The sequence below is a fragment of the Listeria aquatica genome (assembly GCF_014223975.1).
Lineage (GTDB): Bacteria > Bacillota > Bacilli > Lactobacillales > Listeriaceae > Listeria > Listeria aquatica.
On record NZ_JAARRM010000004.1, the window covers coordinates 174,433 to 193,068 of the forward strand.

Below are 18,636 nucleotides of genomic sequence, written 5' to 3' on the forward strand. Positions count from 1 at the left end.
GTAGTAGGTATTAGGAGCATCAATCAAAAGAGATGAGGAATTCGAATGAAAAAGTATCCGAAGAAGGAGCGACAAGCCAAATTACAGGAAGTCATCGATGCCAATCCATTTATTACAGATGACGAACTAGCGAAGGCATTTAACGTCAGCGTACAAACTGTGCGGCTTGATCGCGTTGCTCTTTCGATTCCCGAGCTGCGAGAACGAATCAAACACGTTGCAAGCGAAAATTTCACTGATTCGGTTAAAAGTCTACCGCTTGAAGAAGTGATTGGTGAAATTATTGACATCAAGCTGAATGAAAGTGCCATTTCGATTTTTGATGTAAAAGAAGAACATGTTTTCAAACGAAATCATATCGCGCGGGGTCACCATTTGTTTGCACAAGCGAATTCGCTTGCAACAGCGGTTATTCCAAACGAGCTTGCACTGACTACCCAAGCGACGGTCCGTTTTGTTCGTCAAGTCAAACTTAATGAACGAGTGGTTTCAAAAGCACTTGTTCGGAAGCAAACTGGCGAACGGGCAATTACGATTGTAGATGTGCGAAGTTACGTTGGCGATGAAGTCGTTTTAAAAGGCAAGTTTGAAATGTATCATGCCACAGAAAAAGTAAAAAGGACTGACGAAAATGAAAATAGCAATTGATGCCATGGGCGGTGACAATGCACCAAAAGAAATCGTTCTGGGAGTTATGGAAGCCGCTAAGCAATTTAAAGATGTCGAGTTTATTCTATTTGGGAAAGAAGAAGCGATTTTAGAGCATTTAACGGATAAAACGCGTGTCACAATTGTACATACAGATGAAAAAATAGAAAGTGATGATGAACCGGTTCGTGCTGTAAAACGCAAGAAAAATGCATCTATGGTTCTTGCGGCAACGGCAGTTAAAGACGGGGAAGCAGATGCTTGTATTTCTGCTGGAAATACAGGAGCGCTCATGTCGACCGGTTTATTTGTTATTGGGAGAATCAAAGGAATTGAACGTCCAGCGCTTGCACCGACGCTTCCAACGATTAGCGGAAAAGGTTTTGTGATGCTCGATCTCGGGGCAAATTCAGATGCTAAAGCTGAACATTTATTGCAATTTGGCTTGATGGGTTCGATCTATGCGGAAAAAGTGCGGAAAATTGATCGTCCACGCATTGGACTCTTGAATATTGGCACAGAAGAAACCAAGGGAAATGATTTGACAAAAAAAGCGTTTGAACTGATGAAAGAACAAACGGCTTACCATTTTGTTGGAAATATTGAATCAAGAGATTTACTGATGGATGTAGCGGACGTGGTTGTTACTGACGGCTTCACTGGAAACATGGTTTTAAAAAGCTTAGAAGGAACGGGAGCTGCCTTTTTCTCGATGCTTAAAATGAGCTTGATGAATAGCTTTAAGAATAAACTCGCGGCGGGTGTGCTGAAAAAAGATTTACTTGCACTCCGAGCTAAAATGGATTACAGCGAATATGGCGGCGCTTGTCTTTTCGGCGTGCAAGCTCCTGTGATCAAAGCACACGGCTCATCAAACGCTCACGGGATTTTTACAACTATCCGTCAAGCACGCGATATGATTCAAAAACAAATGGTCGAAACGATAAAATCAGAAATTGACCAAGGGAAATTAGGAGGAGAAACAGTATGAACAAGCTAGCTTTCGTATTTCCTGGCCAAGGTTCTCAAAAAGTGGGAATGGGACAGGATGTGAGCGAGAAATATCCTGAAGCAAAAGCTGTTTTTGACCAAGCAGACGAGAAACTCGGGTTTTCGCTTACAGAATTAATCACAGATGGTCCACAAGAATTGCTAACAAAATCTGAAAATGCACAACCTGCGCTTGTCGCAACTAGCACTGCAATTTTGAACGTGCTTGAAGGAGCTGGGATTAAAGCTGATTTTGCGATTGGACATAGTCTTGGCGAATACAGCGCATTAGTTGCTGCGAACTTTTTAACAGCAGCAGATGCAGTTTATCTTGTACATGAGCGCGGGAAATTGATGGAAGCGGCGGTTCCTGACGGGGCTGGTGCAATGGCTGCTGTACTTGGATTGGACGCAGAAACGATTGAAAATGTGACGGCATCGATTGATCTACCTGTTCAAATTGCAAATTATAACTGCCCAGGGCAAATTGTTATTTCGGGATCAAAAGAAGGCATTGAAAAGGCAACAGAAGCACTCAAAGAAAAAGGAGCAAAACGTGTGATGCCACTCGCTGTTAGTGGACCGTTTCACTCCGAGTTAATGAAGCCAGCAGCTGAAAAGTTTGCTGATGTGCTAAAAACCGTGACGATTCTTGATGGCTCGATTCCTGTTATTAATAACGTCGATGCGGCTCTTTTAACTGATAAGAATGAACTTGAAAGCAAGCTAGTGCGTCAAATTTATTCTCCAGTTCGTTTTGAGCAGTCGATTCGCGAACTAATTCAGCAAGGTGTGGATACTTTCGTTGAAATTGGAGCTGGTAAAGTAACAGCGGGTTTAATCAAAAAAATTGATCGCGATGTGAAAGTTTTAAATGCATCAGACGTTTCAAGCTTAGAAGAAGTTATTACGGAACTTAAAGGAGGAAACTAAATGGGCAAACTTAGTGGAAAAGTTGCGGTCGTAACGGGTGGATCGCGCGGCATTGGCCGCGAGATAGTGTTAAAACTGGCTGAAGAAGGGGCAAACATCTTTTTTAACTACGGTGGGCGTGCCGACGCTGCAAAAGAAACACTTGATCTTGTAAGTGAATTTGGCGTAGAAGCTGAAGCTATGAAAGCAGATGTTTCAAGTCCAGAAGATGTTGATGCCTTTTTTAAAGAAGTGGTAAGTCGTTTTGGACAAATTGACATCTTGGTCAATAACGCTGGAATTACTCGTGATAATCTTTTGATGCGCATGAAAGAAGACGAGTGGGATGATGTGATTAACATCAATTTAAAAGGTACTTTCCTTTGTACAAAAGCAGTGAGCCGCACAATGATGAAACAACGCGCTGGAAAAATCTTGAACATGGCTTCAGTGGTTGGGATTGTTGGGAATGCCGGACAAGCTAACTATGTGGCGAGCAAGTCGGGTGTTATCGGGCTAACGAAAACAACAGCTCGGGAAATGGCCCCGCGTGGCATTAATGTGAATGCCGTTGCACCAGGATTTATTCAAACCGATATGACAGATGAGCTGGATGAAAAAACAAAAGAAATGATGTTAGATCAAATTCCGCTTCATGCTTACGGAAAGACAGAAGACATTGCAAATGCAGTATTATTCCTTGTTAGTGATGAAGCTAGTTATATTACAGGACAAGTACTTTCTGTTGATGGCGGCATGAACATGTAAATTAATTGTTTACGCGCGGAATGTTTTCTTATATAATACTTGAAGGGAGGTGAAGTTAACCATGACAGAACAAGAAGTATTGGAAAAAGTTACTGATATCGTTGTCGACCGTTTAGGAGTTGAAGCGTCTAAAGTAACTTTGGAAGCTTCCTTCAAAGACGATCTAGGAGCTGATTCTCTAGACGTTGTTGAACTTGTAATGGAACTTGAGGACCAATTTGATATGGAAATCTCTGATGACGACGCTGAAAAACTTTCTACAGTTGGTGACGCAGTGAAGTACATAGAGGCACACCAATAATTTCAGTGAAAAGATAAATGAGGGTGTTAGATTGCTCCCCCCAGCATTTAAGCGAAGGAGAAGCAATTTGGCAGCCTCTTTTTCTACAAAGAAAAGGGTTTATTTTCTAAGCAGCTTTTAAAAAGGAGCTGTTTAGAAAATGAACTTGATAGGAATGGGAGAGGACAAGTTCATGAATAACTGGGATGAATTGCAAGAAAGTGTGGGTTTTACCTTTAAAGATATTACGTTGCTTCAAACAGCGTTTACCCATTCTTCCTATGTCAATGAACATCGTAAAGAACATTTAAAAGACAATGAAAGATTAGAATTTCTAGGAGATGCGGTATTAGAGTTAACTGTATCTGATTATTTATTTAAAAAGTATCCGGACATGGCGGAAGGTCAAATGACGAAAATGCGTGCTGCTATCGTCTGTGAACCATCCCTTGTTGAATTTGCAGACAGCGTTCATTTTTCCAAATATGTTCGACTTGGAAAAGGAGAAGAAAAAGCGGGTGGTAGAAATCGGCCAGCTCTGCTTGCCGATGTTTTTGAAGCTTTTATCGGAGCGCTTTATCTCGATAATGGGCTTGCAAAAGTCATCCAATTTTTAGAACGTATCGTTTTTCCAAAAATCGATACAGGGATTTTTATGGAAACAGTAGACTACAAAACACAACTTCAAGAAATTGTTCAACGCGATCGCGATGTATTAATCCAATATGACATTTTGGGTGAAAGTGGTCCAGCACATAGTCGTGCATTTGAAGCACAAGTAGTAGTGAATGGACAAGTTCTTGGAAAAGGAACAGGGCGAACGAAAAAACAAGCCGAACAAAATGCAGCGGAGTTTGCAGTTCGGCAGATGATGCATAAGTAGGAACGGAAGGAGAGAAGCAGTTTGCTATTAAAACGACTGGAAATGAATGGATTTAAATCATTTGCAGATAAAGTAGCAATTGATTTTGTTCCTGGCATGACAGCGGTTGTCGGACCGAACGGAAGCGGAAAAAGCAATATCACTGAAGCGATCCGCTGGGTTTTGGGCGAGCAATCTGCAAAGAGCCTTCGTGGTGGGCGAATGGGCGATGTCATTTTTGCTGGAAGCGATTCAAGAAAACCAATTAATTTTGCAGAAGTATCGCTCGTGCTTGCGAATGATGATCGCTACTTGCCGCTTGATTATAGTGAAGTAGTGGTGACAAGACGAATTTACCGAAATGGCGATAGCGAATTTTTGATCAATAAACAAACCTGCCGTTTAAAAGATATTGTGGATTTATTCATGGATTCTGGACTTGGAAGAGAGTCGATGTCCATTATTTCACAAGGGAAAATTGATGAAATTTTGAATAGTAAACCCGAGGAACGGCGCTCTATTTTTGAAGAAGCAGCCGGCGTTTTAAAATACAAAAATCGTAAGAAGCAAGCTGAAAACAAGCTGCTTGAGACGGAAGAAAACTTGAATCGTGTAGAAGACATTTTACACGAACTAGAAGGTCAGCTTGAACCGCTTGAGATTCAAGCTTCGATTGCGAGAGATTATCTTTACCAGCAAGAAGAGCTTGAAAAGTATGAAGTGGGTTTGATTGCGTTTGAACTTGAGACGATTGCTGAAAAACTGGAAGTAAGCCGAACTAAATTTATGGAGAATCAAACGGCTCTCGTTGAAATTAGAAAAGATGTCGCTAGCCTTGAAGGGGACGCTTTCTCGAAAAAAGAAAAAATTGCTGAAACAGATGAAACGCTTGAAAAAATGCGGAATGATTTGTTGCATGAAACGGAGCGACTCGAGCAACTGGAAGGGGAACGAAACCTCGTTCTTGAACGGAAAAAGCACGGGAGTGAAAATGCGAGCATACAGCAGGCAACCCTCACGCAAGCGCTTGAGAAAATTACAACGCTTGAAACGGAAAAAGAGAAATTGCTTAACGAAAAACGTGAAAAAGAAGCGGCTTATGAAGTTTCGGTGCGTGAAAAAAATGAGCTTCTTGAAAAGCTTAAGCATTATGATGCGCTGTCTGAGGAAGCCATTGAAAATCAGAAAAGTGATTTGTTTGAGTTGAAATACCAAGAAACGACCATTCGAAACGATATTGGCTATGTTGAACGAGAAATCGCGCAACAGGAAGCGAAAACGGCTCGCCTTGATCATGAAAACCGGGAACATTTGAAAACACGTGAGGAACAAGCTAAGCGAACTGAAAAGATGCGCGCGGAACTTGACGAGATTCATGCGGAAATTGAGGAACAGCTTGGGATCTATCAGGATGTTAAGCAAGTTGTTGAACAGAAAACAAGTGAATTTGAACGAGCGGAGCGAGAACTTTATCGTCATTATGAAAAAGTACAGCAAACAAAGTCGCGTAAAGAGACGCTTAGTGAGTTGGCAGATGACTATGCAGGATTTTTCCAAGGCGTTCGTGAAGTATTAAAGGCAAAAGAAACACTTGGTGGTATTCACGGAGCTCTTGTTGAACTGATTCAAATTCCAGCTGATTACCAGAAAGCGATGGAAATTGCTCTATCGGCAAGTGCGCAACATGTGGTTGTTGAAAGCGACCAAGCTGCACGGGAAGCCATTCAATATTTGAAGAAAACACATGCTGGTCGAGCGACGTTTTTGCCGCTTTCAACGATTCAGCCACGTCATATACCAGAAGCGACACGTAATGCGCTTCGAAATGAACCAGCTTTTGTGAGTCTTGCAAGCGAAGTCGTTTCGTATGATGAAAAATTTGCACCGGTCATTTTAAATGCCCTCGGAACAACGATTCTAGCGAAGGATTTGCGCGGGGCTTCAAGGCTTGCAAAACTTGTGAACTATCGCTTCCGTGTAGTGACGCTAGATGGTGATGTTGTGAACGCGGGAGGCTCAATGACTGGTGGCGCAACGAAGCAGGGGAAATCTTCCATCATCAGTCGAAAAAACGAACTGGATGAACTGGCTAAAGTACTTGCTTCGCTTGAAACAGAAACGACTCAATACGAGGAAACTGTGAAAAAAGCCAAAGAAGTGCTTGCCAATAAACGAAGTGAACTTGAAGAAACCCGCCAAATCGGTGAGAACTTGCGAATGCGCGAACACGAAGTGAAAAGCAAACACGAGCGTGAGTTAGAAGCTTTTGAGCGGATCAATAAACAATTATCACTGTATGATGCTGAAAAAAAATCTGGCGAAGAAGAAATGAACACACTCTGGAAACGCAAGGAAGAGCTCGCAGAAAATCAATTGCAACTTGGAGAAAAAATTGAAAGCCTTGACCGCAAGATCCAGCAAATGACGGATGAAAGCAAAGCCGCAAGTAGCAGGAAGAAAGCGGATGAAGAAGTTCTTTCCGCCCTCAATGTGAAGATGGCAGCTCAAAAAGAACAGTTACAGACGGCAACAAACGATGTGGAACGCTTAGAAGCTACACTTTTCGAGCAGTATCAAGAAAAGGAAGCTGCAGAATCAAAAATTAAGGCTTTACAAGATAATTTAACGAATGTGTCTACTTCGGTTGAAGAAACTTCTCGTGAAATTGAAAAATTACGCGTTCAAAAAGAAGAAACAGCGCTTAAAATTCAAACGTTAAATGAAGAACGCTCCGCTTTGCAAAGCGAAGTGAAGCAACTAGAAGAAAAACTCACAGAAGAAAACAATAAAGCAAGTTTTTACCTTGAACAGAAAAACCAAGCGGAAATTGAAATTGGTCGTGCAGAAGTTGACGCTAAAAATCGCGAGGATCGCTTGCTTGAAACATACGCGGTTTCAAAAGAAGAGGCGAAAGCGCGTAAAGTTCCTGAAATGCCAGAAGAAGAACTTCGAGGCAAAGTACGTCTTTTGAAGCGTTCGATTGATGAACTTGGCACTGTCAATTTAGGAGCCATTGAGGAATTTGACCGAATTTCAGAACGGTTTGATTTCTTAAAAGGACAACAAGAGGACTTGTTAAATGCTAAAGAAACGCTATTCCAAGTAATGGGTGAAATGGACGAAGAAGTGAAAAAACGTTTCGGTGAAAGCTTCGAAGCAATCAAACACGAATTTTCTGCAGTATTCCCTGAATTATTCGGAGGCGGAAAAGCTGAACTCGTTCTTCTTAATCCAGAAGACTTGTTAACAACAGGAATTGACATTGTGGCCCAACCGCCAGGGAAAAAATTACAAAATCTCTCGCTTCGTTCAGGCGGGGAGCGTGCTCTAACGGCGATTGCTCTCTTATTTGCGATTATTCGCGTGCGTCCAGTACCGTTTTGTATTCTGGATGAAGTAGAAGCCGCGCTTGATGAAGCCAATGTGGTCCGCTTTAGCCGTTATTTGAAGCAATTTGAACAGTCAACACAATTTATCGTCATCACACATAGAAAAGGTACGATGGAAGAAGCAGATGTACTGTATGGCGTAACGATGCAAGAATCCGGTGTTTCAAAATTAGTTTCTGTAAGACTAGAAGAAACAGCCGAACTGATCAAATAAAGGAGAACAAACGCTATGACTTTTTTCAAGAAACTAAAAGATAAAATGACAGGGCAACAAAACGAAGAAAAATCTGAGAAATATAAAGAAGGTTTAACGAAAACAAGAAGTAGTTTTTCCGGGAAGCTAAATGAAATTATGGCTCGTTATCGTAAAGTGGATGAAGACTTCTTCGAAGATGTTGAAGAAGCTCTTATTGGTGCCGATGTCGGCTTCGAAACGGTGATGGACTTAATTGACGAACTCAAACAAGAAGTCAAATTGCGAAATATTAGCGATCCAAGAGAAGTAGAAGGCGTCATTGTAGAGAAGCTTGTGGCCATTTACGAAGGTGCAGGTGATGCTGAACCTGTATTAAATATTCAAGAAAATGGGCTTACGGTTATCTTATTTGTTGGTGTAAACGGTGTTGGGAAGACAACAACAATTGGCAAACTTGCGCACCAGTTTAAATCTGAAGGAAAAAAAGTCGTTTTAGCGGCTGGCGATACTTTCCGAGCGGGGGCAATTGATCAACTAGAGGTGTGGAGTGAAAGAGCTGGCGTGGACATCATCAAACATGCAGAAGGTGGCGATCCGGCTGCGGTTGTTTTTGATGCCGTTCAATCAGCCAAAGCAAAAGGCGCCGATATTCTGCTTTGTGATACAGCTGGACGCTTGCAAAACAAAGTGAATTTGATGAATGAGCTTGAAAAAGTGAAACGTGTAATCGCACGCGAGATTCCAGATGCCCCACATGAAGTGCTGCTTGTTTTAGATGCGACAACGGGGCAAAATGCTTTTGTCCAAGCCAAACAATTTAAAGAAGCGACAGACGTTTCAGGGATTGTACTTACAAAACTTGATGGAACTGCTAAAGGTGGGATCGTGATCGCGATTCGGAATGAATTAGAAATTCCAGTGAAATTTGTCGGTCTCGGTGAAAAAATAGATGACCTCGAACCATTTGATGCAACTGATTATGTTTATGGATTGTTCGCTGATTTAATTGATCAAAAAGCAGAAAAATAATAAAAGGACTAGAACAAAAGGGAAGTAGCGTTTCTCAAGATGTTCTAGTCCTTTTCTGGTTGACATTCTTTGACTAAACACGTAATCTAGAACAAGGAAGAGGTGTTTCGTTTGTTTGATAAGACTACCCGAATGAACATGTTATTTGATTTTTACGAAGGTTTGTTAACGGAAAAGCAAAAAGCTTATCTTTCTCTTTATTATTTGGATGATTTTTCACTTGGAGAAATCGCTGAAGAATTTGAAGTTAGCAGGCAAGCCGTGTATGATAACATCAAACGGACAGAAGAAAGCCTTGAAAACTATGAAGAAAAGCTAGGAATGTTAAAAAAATATATCGAACGTGAACAAGTGCTTCATAAACTCGAAGAAGCATACTTGAAAGCAGGTTTACAAGATGCAGAAGTAGAAGCCTTGTTCAACGAGTTGAAATTGATTGATTAGGAGGCCGATTTTATGGCATTTGAAGGATTAGCTGGAAGACTTCAGGAAACAATGAATAAAATTCGCGGCAAAGGAAAAGTAACGGAAGCTGACGTAAAAGAAATGATGCGCGAAGTCCGACTTGCTCTTCTTGAAGCCGATGTAAACTTTAAAGTAGTAAAAAGCTTTATCAAAACGGTTAGTGAGCGAGCAGTGGGTTCTGATGTAATGAAGAGTTTAACACCTGGACAGCAAGTCATTAAAATCGTACAGGAAGAACTTACGAATTTGATGGGCGGTGAAGAAAGTAAAATTGAAGTAGCCGATAAGCCACCAACTGTCGTGATGATGGTTGGTTTGCAAGGGGCAGGTAAAACCACAACAACTGGGAAACTTGCGAATTTGTTACGGAAAAAATATAATCGTAAACCCTTACTTGTTGCAGCCGACGTCTATCGTCCAGCAGCGATCAAGCAGTTAGAAACACTAGGTAAGCAGTTAAATATGCCCGTTTTCTCTCTTGGCGATCAAGTAAGTCCAGTTGAGATTGCTAAACAAGCTATTGAAAAAGCAAAAGAAGAGCACCTTGACTACGTACTAATCGATACGGCTGGGCGACTCCATGTGGATGAAGAACTGATGGATGAGCTCAAGAAGGTAAAGGAAGTGGCTTCCCCTTCCGAAATTTTGCTAGTCGTGGATTCCATGACAGGGCAAGATGCGGTTAATGTGGCAGAAAGCTTCAATGAACAGTTGGGCTTAACTGGCGTTGTCTTAACAAAACTTGATGGCGATACACGTGGTGGGGCCGCTCTATCTATTCGTTCTGTGACTGGAAAACCCATCAAGTTTGTTGGTACAGGCGAAAAAATGGAAGCCCTCGAAAGTTTCCATCCAGACCGGATGGCTTCGCGAATTCTTGGAATGGGCGATGTCTTGTCTCTCATTGAAAAGGCGCAAACAGACGTTGACCAAGAAAAGATGCGCGAAATGGAGCAAAAAATTCGTGAAAATTCGATGACGTTCGATGATTTTCTCGATCAGTTGCAGCAAGTGAAGCAAATGGGGCCGCTTGATGAGCTTCTCAAGATGATTCCTGGTGCAAATAAAATGAAGGGCATGGATAACCTTCAAATGGACGATAAGCAGCTTGGACATATTGAGGCGATTATTAAATCTATGACAAAAATGGAAAAGGATAATCCGGATATCATCAATGCTAATCGTCGGAAGCGTATTGCACGAGGAAGTGGTCGACCTATTCAAGAAGTCAATCGTTTGCTCAAGCAATTCAATGAAATGAAGAAAATGATGAAACAAATGTCAGGTGGTACGGGCGGAAAAGGAAAGAAGAAAAATCCATTCGGCAATTTCAAACTGCCATTTTAACAATTAGAAAGGCGAAGCTACCCAAGCTTCGTTTTTCTTTTGAAGAAAAAATTCAGTCTGTAAAGAAAAAACACTTTACAAACAAATCCTTTACTGGTAATATATATACTTGTGTAAGACTTTATGGAGGTGTAATTAAAAATGGCAGTTAAAATTCGTTTAAAACGCATGGGTTCAAATAAGAAACCTTTTTACCGTATCGTAGTTGCTGATTCACGTTTCCCACGTGACGGCCGTTCGATCGAAACACTTGGAACTTACAATCCGCTTGTAGATCCAGCAGAAGTTAAAATTGATGAAGAATCCGTTTTGAAATGGATGCATAATGGTGCAAAACCTTCAGACACAGTTCGTCACTTGTTGTCTGACAAAGGAATCATGGAAAAATTCCATAATCAAAAACTTGGGAAATAAGGGAGGCTAGTTGCGAATGGAAGATTTAATTCTCGCCATCGTTAAGCCGCTTGTTGACCATCCGGATGACGTTTCGCTCCACGCTGAGGAAACAGACTCCACTTACTTTTATCAATTGTCCGTGAATAAAGAAGATATGGGACGAGTGATCGGGAAGCAAGGGCGTATTGCCAAAGCTATTCGAACACTAGTTTATGCAGCTGGTCAGAAAGCTGACAAAAAAGTTCGTCTTGAAATCATCGACTAAATTCACAAAAAAGCTACTTTTTTTCTAAACATTTAGAAGAAAAGTAGCTTTTTATTTTATAGCGGGGCATCGCTCAAATTCCATTCAATTACATTTTGATAAACTTGATTGGCCTTTGCTTTGCCAGGTGGAATCTTGAGAAAGAGGCCTTGATTTTTATCCCAAAAGACGTCATAGAAATCTGCAGAACTGCTCTTCCCTTTAAAGACAAGCGTAGAAGCCTTCTCACCAATGATCTGTTCCTTTGCGGTCGCAGTAGCACCTTTGAAGACTAAGATATTGGATAAAAGATCATTTTGTTTAGTTACAAAAGGAGAAAGTTGTTTCGCTGTAACTTGCCAATTGTTATTCCAACCGTTGCTTCGTCGCCTAGTGTCTTCTACTACAATTTTCCAGTCTGGATCTTCGCGAGGCAGTTCAGTCGTGAAATTTTTGATCCAACCATTTTTAAAAGCGAGTGTACTAGGCACCTGATGGAACTGCAAAGAACCCGAATAAATAGGTCCAAAAGCAAGTGGAGTTGAACTTTTTAGAGTAAGTTGATCTCCATTATAATCTATTCCTGTCATACTAGGTGTGCTACTTAATTTCGTGCCCACAATATGCGCGGCATCCGTCGGGTCTACTTTTACGTTGAATTTTAAAGTAAGAGGATTATCTGGCATGAGCTTCAACCAATTTTGATCAAAATTTCGACTATCAATGGTTATTGTTCGCGATTTAGCATCATAAAGTGAAGGCCAAGCTACTTGCTTACTCGCTCCTTTTGGTCCCGTCAAAGTAACGGAATCGCTTAATTTCATGGGTTCAACTCCAGTAGGAAGCGGAATGAGCCATTTAGCTTCTCCCGGTCGGAACCCAGAATTACTAGTCGGGTTCTGCAATTGATATTGAAGCGTCAATGTGTCTCCAAGTAAAATTCTTTGATCTTCCGGTGTAGCAGACTGATTATTTACTGTAAGCGAAAATTTTGCGGTTGGGGCTGGAAGGGCAGAAACTGTAACAGTAGCTTTTTTGGATACATCTTGATTTTGATAAGTAATAGTATATTTTCCCAATTGGTGTGTATTAACCTTTCCAGTACTCTGAATTTTTTGAGAATCAAATGGAATTCTAGAGCCATCTGGATTTTTTGCGGAAATGAAGTTATCTGCGGGAGTCCAAGATTGTCCAATTTTTATGTTAGAATCCTTAACTACTAAATCAGTTTGATTGAGTAAAACTGTGTTTTTTACCACATTAGATTGAACGCTATCCGTATTTTCGGCTGAAAGTGTTGCTTGATTGGTTACAATAGAGCTTGGAGGAGTATTGCCTTTCACTTTCACTTTAAAACTAATAATCCCTTGATGGTTTTTGCTAATAATTCCAGGAAGAGAATCTTTAGAAGCAACTTCCATGCCAGAAAACAATGGGCTCATCCCCTCACTATCTTTTATGCTCTTTCCGTTTAAAAGAGTACTATTGGGCACATATTCTGTACCAGCCGGGAGTGATGCAGTTAAACTGGAATGACTCGAAGCAAGGTTCCCTAAATTATTAATAGTCATGACATATTCAATTTCTTTTCTTTGATAAACGTCTGTTCCTGATGTAGGAATAGATTGCATTGAAAGAGTAAGACGGGTATTAAAGTAAGGATAAAATGGAGAGGCAAGATCATAAGTCCCATAGTTACCGAGTTTAGCACCTACGAGGCTCACTTCACCAGTAGCCATATTAACCTTTGAAAAGGTTCCTCTCCCGTAAACTCCACTGCCTAGCAACATATCTCCATTTGATAAGAAAGCAATACCACTATAGCCATAATTTGCATCCACAACGAAAGGAATTTTTAACTGAAGTGTTTTTAAAACCTTCGCATTTTGAATATCTATTTTTTGCAGATACTGATCTGTTAAAACGCCATTTACTTTTTTGTAAGAAACTTTCCAGAGAGTGCCATCCCCATCAAATGCCATATCTCCAGTCATTGTGAGTTTATTTTTATCTTCAGGTGCAAGAAAAGAAATATTTTTTACTTGAATTAATTTTTTTGTTTTGACATCGACTGAAACTAGTTGGGGAATGTTGTCCGAGTTAGTAATAATTGCTACATAAATACCATTTTTAGACGTTCCTCCACCAACAAATAATTTACAAGGAGTATTACCAACACTTGTTTGTACATAGGAGCCGTCTCCTTTAATTTCATATAAAGTGAATTTAGACCCAGCATGCCCTAATGCATAGAGTTTATTATTGTACCAACCTAATTGATTGTTCAATCCTTTGATAGGAACCTCACCGTTTAGCACAATTCTATTTTGAATGAGTGCTTCATTGTCAAAAGCTTGAAGATAGCCATTGCTAATAGAATAAATATCTGGTAGAGATAAATCAAGTGGCTTCGTACTCATAGCATTAAATGTGGAGTCTACTTCTTTAGTGTCGTCATTAGTTTGTTCGGGTTGAACTTTAATTGTTACAGGACTAGATTCTACCTTTTTATCTACCCGTGTAGCAAAGATTTTTACTGGAATTTGACCTGCTTTTTTTGATTTCAGATAGAGAGTAGCTGTTTTTTTAGCATTCTGTTGCTTCCAGTCAATAACTAATTGATGATTTGATTTATCATAGGTAACCGCAGCTTGATTATTATCAACTGTTATGTATTCAAATGATTCAGGCAAAGGTAGATAAATTTTTTGTTCATTAGGATTTGTATCAGTAATTTGAAGAGGAAAGGCCTCCCCTTGAGTAACACTGGATTCTGGCAATACTAGTTTTAAGTCATCAACCTGTCCATTTTCCGCGAATAGGTGAGGAATAAAAAATAAACCTATGCTGAAGATCAACAAGATTGGAAGTAGTTTTAGCCAAGTCTTTGCTGTCAAAATTATCTCCTCCATTTTTGTTAATTTACAAGTTTAGTATAATCATTTCAAAACGAATAGAAATGCAACTAAGTTACACAAAATGGATGAATTGTTGACGAAAAATAAAAGATGAAAATGATACTTGCCACTTAACGCTTCATGAGCTTAGGCAAGTCGGGAGCCTTTTTGGTGGAAATAAGTTACAATAATGAATGAATTGAATAGGGGGTAATAAAATGAAACCTGTTATAGGAATCACTGGAAATGCACTTTTTAAAGGAGCCGATATTTTTTATGGCCATCGCGTAACCTATACACAGCAAAGATATGTGGAAGCCATTCAAAAAGTAGGAGGCTTACCACTTGTTATCCCAATCAGCGATCCTGAAAGTGCAAAGCAAGCAATGGGAATGGTTGACGGACTTTTGATGACAGGTGGACAAGACATTACGCCACAGCTTTACGGAGAAGAGCCTCTCCCAGAAATCGGTAATTATTTCCCACCGCGAGATCAGTCAGAAATTGCTTTAGTAGATGAAGCGATGCATCTTGGGAAGCCTATTTTAGCCATTTGTCGCGGTATGCAACTTGTTAATGTTGCCCTTGGTGGCTCCCTTTATCAAGACGGGTCACATGTTAAAGCGCCCGATCTGTTGCAACATTTGCAAAATGTGGATGAACAGCTTGGTTCACACACGATTGATATTCATCCTGAAAGTATGCTTGCCAGTGTGCATTCGGTTGAAAAACGTGTGAATAGCTTACATCACCAATATATCAAGCGAGTAGCCGAAAAACTTGAAGTCACAAGTCGAAGCAAAGATGGTATGATTGAATCCGTTGAAGGAAAAAATACAGGGAACTGGCTTCTTGGTGTGCAGTGGCACCCGGAATTGATGTATAGCAAAGATCCAGAAAGTGAAGCCTTGTTTTTCCTTTTTGTCGAAGAAACGAAGAAGAACCAAGTAAAAAGATGAGCGTAAAAATAGCTTGTCTTTTTCCATGAAAACGAGGAGGTAGACTTAAAAATGAAAAAATTTTTACTAGCCTTTCTCCTAATGCCTACTGTCTATTTGTTCGTCCTTGCCGGGTTGATGTATCGCGGCTCACGAAAAAAGCCAAGCAGTCATCCAGATACACTGCTTGTTCTTGGCGCAAAAGTAAAAGGCAAGCCTGCTTATCCAAGTCAAATGCTAAAAGAACGTCTAGATCATGCAGTCCACGTGCATAAATGCTATCCGGAAAGCCAGATTATCGTGAGTGGTGGACAAGGACCAGATGAAAGCGAGCCAGAAGCAGTCGTCATGAAGCGATACCTCATAGCACAAGGCATTCCAAGTACGTGCATCCGCACGGAAGTAAAATCAAGTCGAACAAAAGAAAACCTGTTGTTTTCACAAAAAAGATTTGGGTTTAACGATCTTGTGATCATCATATGTTTCGAGCGTTGTTTCTTGCAAAACGATTGCATATTCGTGCTTCTGGTAGTGCGGCAAAATCGAAGTCACGCAAACGCTATAAAAACTATTTGAAAGAATTGCTAGCCATCAGTCATGCTTTTTTATGTGACTAATAAAAAAGCTTTGTAATCCCGTATGGAACTGATAGAATATAGATATAAACTCATGTTCGTGGGAGGGAAACTATGCAAATCGTTCAGAAAATCACGGTGAAGCAAGTGTTAACTGAAAAAAGTCGTGCTGAGTTACTCACTTATTATAGCGAACAGCGTAAATTGCTTGAAAAGGAACGCGAACAGCTTTTGTTTGAGCAAAAGAAAGTAGAGCATAAAAATAGGTATCAAAAAGAGCAAGTGAGCGATTACTTTGAGCAGGAAATGCAGGTGCGCAAAGAAAAAATAAAACTGGTTGATTTCCAGATGGAACAACTTGAAATTCTTCCGCTTGGAAGTGAAATTCGCGAACGTGAAATGGAAGCGATCCTTGAAATTTCAGTTGGGGACAGATGGGATGAATCTTTTTTTGATAAGACGATTGTTGTAACAGACGGCATCGTGACAGAGATACGATAGAGGTGGACTATGGAAAAAATGTATAATGTAGGAAAAATTGTTAATACACATGGTTTGATGGGAGAAGTCCGTGTTATCTCACGAACAGACTTTAAAGAGGCACGCTACGAGCCGGGAAGCCAGTTATTTTTATTCCGAAAAAATGAAAAAGAACCGGTTACATTGATTGTCAAATCGCATCGAACGCATAAAAACTTTGATTTGTTGACTTTTGAAGGTTACAACGGAATTAATCAAGTGGAAAACATGAAGGAAGGTTTACTAAAAGTTTCGGAGAAAGATTTGGATGAGCTTGAGGAGAACGCCTTTTATTTTCATGAGATTATCGGTTGTACAGTTTATAAAACGGACGGCACAGAATTAGGGAAGATCACAGAAATTCTCACACCTGGAGCGAATGATGTATGGGTCGTGAAGCAAGAAAAAGGAAAGGAACTCCTTATTCCATATATTGCAGATGTTGTGAAGAATATAGACGTTCAGAAAAAGGAAATTGTAATTGAACCGATGGAGGGGCTACTTGACTGATGAAAATTGATATTCTATCGATCTTCCCTGAGATGTTTAGAGGAATTTTATCGGAATCGATTGTAAAGAAAGCTATCGAAAAGCAAATTGTTGATATTCAGGTAACGGATTTCAGACAATTTGCAGAAGGAAAGCATCAAGTTGTTGATGATTATCCTTATGGCGGCGGAGCTGGGATGCTCTTAAAAGCGCAACCACTTTTTGATGCGGTAGAAGCTGTCAAATTACAAGAGAAGGCACCGCGCGTAATTTTGATGGATCCAGCAGGAAAACCATTCAATCAAAAATTGGCGGAAGAACTGGCAAAAGAAGAGCAGCTAATTTTTATTTGTGGACATTATGAAGGATATGACGAACGCATTCGTGAACATCTTGTGACGGATGAAGTTTCCCTTGGAGATTACATTTTAACAGGCGGTGAAATTGGAGCAATGGCGATGACTGATAGCATTGTTCGTTTGCTTCCAGGAGCGCTTGGTAATGCGAGCTCTGCAGTTCATGATTCCTTTTCAAGTGGTTTGCTAGAACATCCGCATTATACAAGACCAGCTGAATTTCGCGGGATGAAAGTGCCGGATGTGCTTCTTAGCGGCAATCATGCAGAAATTGAAAAGTGGCGCCAAAAAGAATCTTTAAAGCGTACTTTGATACGACGTCCGGATTTGCTTGAGGACTACCCGCTTGGTAAAGAAGAAGCAACATGGCTTGAAGAGTTAAAAAAAGAAATAGAAAAGACAGAATCCTAGTTTCTTGCAAGAAAAAGCCCTTTACAGACAAACGAGATTGTGGTAACCTATATGAGTGTCTGGAGTAATCCAGAATGAAAACGATATTCCGCTTCGTTCATTATAAACGTAAGAATATTTGGTTGGAGGAGAGAATAAGATGAATAAACTTATCGAAGAAATTACTAAAGATCAGTTAAAAACTGATATCCCAGCTTTCCGTCCCGGTGACACAGTTCGTGTTCATGCGAAAGTTGTCGAAGGTACGCGCGAACGTATCCAAATTTTCGAAGGTGTTGTTATCAAACGCCGCGGATCTGGAATCAGCGAAACATTTACAGTTCGCAAAATTTCTTACGGTGTAGGCGTGGAACGTACATATCCTGTACATACTCCGCGTATTGCTAAACTTGAAGTGACTCGTCGCGGTAAAGTTCGCCGTGCGAAACTTTACTACTTGCGTAACCTACGCGGTAAAGCGGCTCGTATTAAAGAAATTCGTTAAGCTTAAAACCCTTGAGAAATCAAGGGTTTTTGCTTACTCTAAAATTTGATTAGATTTCTATAAAAGGGAAAATTTTTATAAACGTTCAATGTTTTCCCCTTTTAGTAACGTGTAAGTAAATTTATTCAGCCGTTTCACTGCTTTTGTATTCAACTCGAGTTTGTACGACGCCGTTTTTTAATGGAACACTAAGGAATAAACTTGTTTTTTACACAGCTAAGCTTTATGATAGAGGCAAGAGAGAGTCGGAATTAAATCAAAAAGGAACCATCAGAATGGAAGTTCTGCTAGGAACGAGTACTGCGATTACGAAACAATGGAAAAACTTCCGAGGTTTTAGAGGTATGTTATTTTGAATGGTTCCAAAACACAAGCAAGTCATAAGCTTCCGGTACGATTGTTTTAGAGGTATGTTATTTTGAATGGTTCCAAAACCTTGTC

General features: G+C 40.3%; 19 protein-coding genes. 18 read left to right on the top strand and 1 reads right to left on the bottom strand.

Annotation, left to right across the window (positions count from 1 at the left end; genetic code table 11):
- Positions 1-45: 45 nt before the first annotated feature.
- From fapR to HB912_RS10660, 12 genes are all read left to right on the top strand, one after another.
- Positions 46-648 (top strand): transcription factor FapR, encoded by a 603-nt coding sequence (gene fapR, locus HB912_RS10605; RefSeq protein WP_185374434.1) that lies wholly within the window; start codon positions 46-48, stop codon positions 646-648.
- Complete coding sequence (gene plsX, locus HB912_RS10610) at positions 632-1,639, top strand: phosphate acyltransferase PlsX (RefSeq protein ID WP_185374436.1); 1,008 nt, start codon at positions 632-634, stop codon at positions 1,637-1,639. Before fapR ends, plsX begins: the two co-directional genes overlap by 17 nt.
- Complete coding sequence (fabD, locus tag HB912_RS10615; protein WP_185374437.1) at positions 1,636-2,571, top strand: ACP S-malonyltransferase; 936 nt, start codon at positions 1,636-1,638, stop codon at positions 2,569-2,571. The genes plsX and fabD overlap by 4 nt, the downstream gene beginning before the upstream one ends.
- On the top strand, positions 2,572-3,318 hold the full coding sequence (gene fabG / locus HB912_RS10620) for a 3-oxoacyl-[acyl-carrier-protein] reductase (protein ID WP_036070455.1): 747 nt from the start codon (positions 2,572-2,574) through the stop codon (positions 3,316-3,318).
- A 61-nt stretch (positions 3,319-3,379) separates the two neighbouring features.
- Complete coding sequence (locus HB912_RS10625) at positions 3,380-3,619, top strand: acyl carrier protein (protein ID WP_036070454.1); 240 nt, start codon at positions 3,380-3,382, stop codon at positions 3,617-3,619.
- A gap of 172 nt (positions 3,620-3,791) precedes the next feature.
- Positions 3,792-4,481: a ribonuclease III gene (gene rnc, locus HB912_RS10630; RefSeq protein WP_185374509.1), complete on the top strand. Its 690-nt coding sequence runs from the start codon at positions 3,792-3,794 to the stop codon at positions 4,479-4,481.
- Positions 4,482-4,502: 21 nt separating this feature from the next.
- Complete coding sequence (gene smc, locus HB912_RS10635) at positions 4,503-8,063, top strand: chromosome segregation protein SMC (RefSeq protein WP_185374439.1); 3,561 nt, start codon at positions 4,503-4,505, stop codon at positions 8,061-8,063.
- 15 nt (positions 8,064-8,078) lie between these two features.
- Entirely contained in the window at positions 8,079-9,074 is a 996-nt protein-coding gene (gene ftsY / locus HB912_RS10640; protein ID WP_185374441.1) for a signal recognition particle-docking protein FtsY, read from the top strand.
- A gap of 132 nt (positions 9,075-9,206) precedes the next feature.
- Complete coding sequence (locus HB912_RS10645; RefSeq protein ID WP_420911917.1) at positions 9,207-9,518, top strand: putative DNA-binding protein; 312 nt, start codon at positions 9,207-9,209, stop codon at positions 9,516-9,518.
- Between the two features lie 12 nt (positions 9,519-9,530).
- Positions 9,531-10,886 (top strand): signal recognition particle protein, encoded by a 1,356-nt coding sequence (gene ffh, locus HB912_RS10650; protein ID WP_036070448.1) that lies wholly within the window; start codon positions 9,531-9,533, stop codon positions 10,884-10,886.
- Positions 10,887-11,027: 141 nt separating this feature from the next.
- The gene (gene rpsP, locus HB912_RS10655; RefSeq protein WP_036070445.1) at positions 11,028-11,300 is read left to right on the top strand and encodes a 30S ribosomal protein S16; all 273 of its coding nucleotides are present in this window, start codon (positions 11,028-11,030) and stop codon (positions 11,298-11,300) included.
- A 16-nt stretch (positions 11,301-11,316) separates the two neighbouring features.
- Positions 11,317-11,547 carry a KH domain-containing protein gene (locus tag HB912_RS10660; RefSeq protein WP_185374443.1) on the top strand — a complete coding sequence of 77 codons (231 nt, stop codon included), beginning with the start codon at positions 11,317-11,319 and terminating at the stop codon, positions 11,545-11,547.
- A gap of 56 nt (positions 11,548-11,603) precedes the next feature.
- On the opposite strand, the gene HB912_RS10665 is transcribed toward HB912_RS10660, so the two are convergent.
- On the bottom strand, positions 11,604-14,423 hold the full coding sequence (locus tag HB912_RS10665) for a bacterial Ig-like domain-containing protein (protein WP_185374445.1): 2,820 nt from the start codon (positions 14,421-14,423) through the stop codon (positions 11,604-11,606).
- Between the two features lie 218 nt (positions 14,424-14,641).
- On the opposite strand from HB912_RS10665, the gene HB912_RS10670 reads away from it, so the two are divergent.
- The 6 genes from HB912_RS10670 to rplS all read left to right on the top strand — a co-directional run bounded on the left by HB912_RS10670 (position 14,642) and on the right by rplS (position 18,195).
- Positions 14,642-15,382, top strand: coding sequence for a gamma-glutamyl-gamma-aminobutyrate hydrolase family protein (locus HB912_RS10670; protein ID WP_185374447.1), 741 nt, complete (start codon positions 14,642-14,644; stop codon positions 15,380-15,382).
- Between the two features lie 51 nt (positions 15,383-15,433).
- On the top strand, positions 15,434-15,937 hold the full coding sequence (locus HB912_RS10675; protein WP_185374448.1) for a YdcF family protein: 504 nt from the start codon (positions 15,434-15,436) through the stop codon (positions 15,935-15,937).
- A 113-nt stretch (positions 15,938-16,050) separates the two neighbouring features.
- Positions 16,051-16,437, top strand: a complete 387-nt coding sequence (locus HB912_RS10680) for a YlqD family protein (protein ID WP_185374451.1) — start codon at positions 16,051-16,053, stop codon at positions 16,435-16,437.
- 9 nt (positions 16,438-16,446) lie between these two features.
- Positions 16,447-16,965, top strand: coding sequence for a ribosome maturation factor RimM (gene rimM / locus HB912_RS10685; RefSeq protein WP_185374453.1), 519 nt, complete (start codon positions 16,447-16,449; stop codon positions 16,963-16,965).
- Positions 16,965-17,711 carry a tRNA (guanosine(37)-N1)-methyltransferase TrmD gene (trmD, locus tag HB912_RS10690; RefSeq protein ID WP_185374455.1) on the top strand — a complete coding sequence of 249 codons (747 nt, stop codon included), beginning with the start codon at positions 16,965-16,967 and terminating at the stop codon, positions 17,709-17,711. Before rimM ends, trmD begins: the two co-directional genes overlap by 1 nt.
- A 139-nt stretch (positions 17,712-17,850) precedes the next feature.
- Positions 17,851-18,195 (top strand): 50S ribosomal protein L19, encoded by a 345-nt coding sequence (gene rplS / locus HB912_RS10695; protein ID WP_036070431.1) that lies wholly within the window; start codon positions 17,851-17,853, stop codon positions 18,193-18,195.
- Positions 18,196-18,636: the final 441 nt, after the last annotated feature.

Bases quoted from the DNA above. Each gene is read 5' to 3' on its own strand.
- plsX (WP_185374436.1), top strand. From the start codon at position 632: ATGAAAATAGCAATTGATGCCATGGGCGGTGACAATGCACCAAAAGAA.
- ffh (WP_036070448.1), top strand. From the start codon at position 9,531: ATGGCATTTGAAGGATTAGCTGGAAGACTTCAGGAAACAATGAATAAA.
- ftsY (WP_185374441.1), top strand. From the start codon at position 8,079: ATGACTTTTTTCAAGAAACTAAAAGATAAAATGACAGGGCAACAAAAC.
- fabG (WP_036070455.1), top strand. From the start codon at position 2,572: ATGGGCAAACTTAGTGGAAAAGTTGCGGTCGTAACGGGTGGATCGCGC.
- HB912_RS10645 (WP_420911917.1), top strand. From the start codon at position 9,207: ATGAACATGTTATTTGATTTTTACGAAGGTTTGTTAACGGAAAAGCAA.
- HB912_RS10660 (WP_185374443.1), top strand. From the start codon at position 11,317: ATGGAAGATTTAATTCTCGCCATCGTTAAGCCGCTTGTTGACCATCCG.
- HB912_RS10675 (WP_185374448.1), top strand. From the start codon at position 15,434: ATGAAAAAATTTTTACTAGCCTTTCTCCTAATGCCTACTGTCTATTTG.
- trmD (WP_185374455.1), top strand. From the start codon at position 16,965: ATGAAAATTGATATTCTATCGATCTTCCCTGAGATGTTTAGAGGAATT.
- HB912_RS10670 (WP_185374447.1), top strand. From the start codon at position 14,642: ATGAAACCTGTTATAGGAATCACTGGAAATGCACTTTTTAAAGGAGCC.
- HB912_RS10625 (WP_036070454.1), top strand. From the start codon at position 3,380: ATGACAGAACAAGAAGTATTGGAAAAAGTTACTGATATCGTTGTCGAC.
- rimM (WP_185374453.1), top strand. From the start codon at position 16,447: ATGGAAAAAATGTATAATGTAGGAAAAATTGTTAATACACATGGTTTG.
- HB912_RS10680 (WP_185374451.1), top strand. From the start codon at position 16,051: ATGCAAATCGTTCAGAAAATCACGGTGAAGCAAGTGTTAACTGAAAAA.
- fabD (WP_185374437.1), top strand. From the start codon at position 1,636: ATGAACAAGCTAGCTTTCGTATTTCCTGGCCAAGGTTCTCAAAAAGTG.
- rplS (WP_036070431.1), top strand. From the start codon at position 17,851: ATGAATAAACTTATCGAAGAAATTACTAAAGATCAGTTAAAAACTGAT.
- fapR (WP_185374434.1), top strand. From the start codon at position 46: ATGAAAAAGTATCCGAAGAAGGAGCGACAAGCCAAATTACAGGAAGTC.
- rpsP (WP_036070445.1), top strand. From the start codon at position 11,028: ATGGCAGTTAAAATTCGTTTAAAACGCATGGGTTCAAATAAGAAACCT.
- rnc (WP_185374509.1), top strand. From the start codon at position 3,792: ATGAATAACTGGGATGAATTGCAAGAAAGTGTGGGTTTTACCTTTAAA.